This is a genomic window from Streptomyces sp. SM11 (assembly GCF_002910905.1).
GTDB lineage: Bacteria > Actinomycetota > Actinomycetes > Streptomycetales > Streptomycetaceae > Streptomyces.
On the sequence record NZ_NEUE01000278.1, the window covers coordinates 1 to 2,776 of the forward strand.

At 68.4% G+C, this 2,776-nt stretch carries 2 protein-coding genes and 1 pseudogene; all 3 read left to right on the forward strand.

Annotation, left to right across the window (positions count from 1 at the left end; genetic code table 11):
* Positions 1–77: 77 nt before the first annotated feature.
* A pseudogene (locus B9S58_RS30565) lies at positions 78–1,065 on the forward strand (IS5 family transposase); the annotation flags it as partial.
* 31 nt (positions 1,066–1,096) lie between these two features.
* Entirely contained in the window at positions 1,097–1,507 is a 411-nt protein-coding gene (locus B9S58_RS30570) for an aminotransferase class I/II-fold pyridoxal phosphate-dependent enzyme (protein ID WP_374935721.1), read from the forward strand.
* Between the two features lie 70 nt (positions 1,508–1,577).
* On the forward strand, positions 1,578–2,776 hold a 1,199-nt coding region (locus B9S58_RS30575), incomplete at its 3' end, for an ISL3 family transposase (protein WP_181009307.1).

Here is a 2,776-nt window from a genome sequence, read left to right on the forward strand (position 1 = left end):
CTAGGGCGTGTATCGGGTCATGATCAATGTGTGGGATTCGCCCTCACGGCGAGGACGAATCCGGTAGTCAGGGGCGTATGACGCGTGCGCAACTGAGTGATGAGGAGTGGGAGTACGTCGGGCCGTACCTGCCGATCGGCGAGTACGGGCCGTATCCCGCTACTCTGCGGCAGCAGTTCGAGGGCGTGATCTGGAAGTTCCGTTCCGGGGCGCAGTGGCGGGAGATGCCCGCCGAGTTCGGCGCCTGGTCCACCGTGCACAACCGCTTCAGGCAGTGGCGCGATGCCGGGGTCTTCGAGGCTCTGCTGGAGGGCCTGTTCGCCGAGGCCGCCAAGCGGGGCCGAGTGGACTTGTCGCTGGTCAGCGTGGATTCCACCACGGTCCGAGCCCACCACGACGCGGCCGGGATGCAGCTGGACGACCAGACCCTGACCGCCCTGGAGAAGGCCGCCGCCGAACAGGAGAAGGCCCGGTTAAAGGGGGCAGCCCGGAAGGACAAGCCGGACAGAGTGCCGACCCCGCCCGCGAGGAGCGAAGACGTATCCGGCGCCGACACCGGGTCCGATTGAAGGCTGCCCTGATGGGGCGCTCGCGAGGCGGCCGGACCAGCAAGGTCCACCTCGCGGCCGACCGCCGCTGCCGCCCCCTCGCGATCATCCTGACCGCCGGACAGGCCGCCGACAGCCCCCGGTTCATCCCCGTACTGGACAAGGTCCGCGTCCGCGGCCCGGTCGGCCGGCCACGCACCCGCCCCGACGCGGTCGCGGGCGACAAGGCGTACTCCTCTCGCGGTAACCGCGCCTACCTGCGCAAACGCCAGATCAAGGCGGTCATCCCGGAGAAGAAGGACCAAGCCTCCAACCGGAAGAAGAAGGCCGCCGGGGCGGTCGCCCCGTCACCCACGACGCCGGGCTGTACAAGGAACGCAACACCGTCGAGCGCCTGATCAACCAGCTCAAGGCATGGCGGGGCATCGCCACCCGCTTCGACAAGACCCCCGAGAGCTACCAGTCCGCACTCCACCTCCGCGCCTCCATGATCTGGATCAAGGACCTCACCCGAACCACATCATCACAACCCAATACACGCCCTAGCGCTGAACCTAGGGGACCCTGCCGCGTACGGTCTGTCGCCCGCCCCCGAGGTTGTACAAGCAGTGCGCGACCAGCTCGACCACTCCTGCGGGTACAGCGGCGCCACCGGGCTCCGGGACGCCCGTGACGCGGTGGCCCGACACTACCGCAGTAAGGGACTCGACACCGTCCGGTCGTGCGACATATACCTCGGCAACGGAGTCTCGGAACTCGCACCTCTGTCCCTGCACGCGCTCCTGGACCCCCATGACCAGGTCCTCATCCCGGCACCGGACTATCCTATGTGGACCGCCTCCATCGTCATGGCAGGCGGCCGACCGGTGCACTACCCGTGCGACGAAGCCTCCGACTGGTGTCCGGACCCTGCGGATATCGCCCGCAGGGTCTGTCAAAAGAGCGGCTCTGTCCCGTAGTCGGTGGTGACGTCGAGTAGCCGTCCATGATCATGATCTTGTGATGGATGTCAACTCCCTTGTCGGGACGGTGTTTTCCGGGCTTTCGGCGCTGGTCGTCGAGGATGTGGCGGATGGCGGTGACGCGATAGTGGTCACGGCCCGCACTCGGGATGTGGCGGTGCCGTGTCCGGTGTGCGGATCGCCGACGGCGAAGGCCCATGGATATCACCGCCGGACGGTGGCGGACGTACCGGTCGACGGCCGCCAGGTCGTCGTTCACCTGCGCGTACGGCGGCTGGCCTGCCCGATCCTGGGCTGCCGGCGACAGACCTTCCGCGAGCAGATTCCCGGACTGCTGGAGCGCCATCAGCGCCGCACGGTTCGGCTGGCGGGCCAGATATCGCAGGTGGCACGGGAGTTATGCGGTCGGGCGGCGACCCGCCTGGCCGGCCTGCTGGCCGTGCCCGTTTCCCGCAGTACCGCGCTGCGCAATCTGCGTCGCCTGCCGCTGCCCCGGCGGGAGGTCCCGCGGGTGATCGGAGTGGATGACTTCGCGCTCAAGCGACGTCACCGCTATGCCACCATCGTGACCAACGCCGAGACTGGCGAGCGGATCGACGTGCTGTCCGACCGCACCGCGGACACCCTGGAGACGTGGCTGCGCGAACATCCTGGTGCCGAGGTCGTATGCCGGGACGGATCGGCCACCTACGCTGAGGCCGTCCGCCGTGCTCTGCCCGACGCGGTACAGGTCAGCGACCGCTGGCACCTCTGGCGAAACTTCTGCGACAAAGTCCAGCTCGAAATCCGCGCACATGCCGGCTGCTGGGCCACCATCAATCCGTCCCGCCCCGGCGGCATACGCGAGCAGACCACCCGCGAGCGCTGGACCAAGATCCACGATCTCCTCGGCCAGGGCGTTGGCCTGCTCGAATGCGCCCGCCGCCTCAGCCTGGCCCTGAACACCGTCAAACGCTACGCCCGCATGCCCGAACCCCAGGCCCTGCGCCTCACCCCCGCCTACCGGCCGACCCTCGTCGACCCCTACCGCGACCACCTTCGCGAACGACGCCGGGCCGACCCTGCCGTCCCCGTCACCCACCTGCTGCGCGAGATCCGAGACCTGGGCTACACCGGCAGCGCCAATCTGTTGGTCCGCTACCTCAGCCAAGGCCGCGCCGAAGGCGACCGACCCGTCACCACGCCGCGTCACGCCGGCCGCCTCCTCCTTACCGACCCCGAAAACCTGCGCCCGAAGGAAACGGCCCTGCTGGAGAAGATCACCGC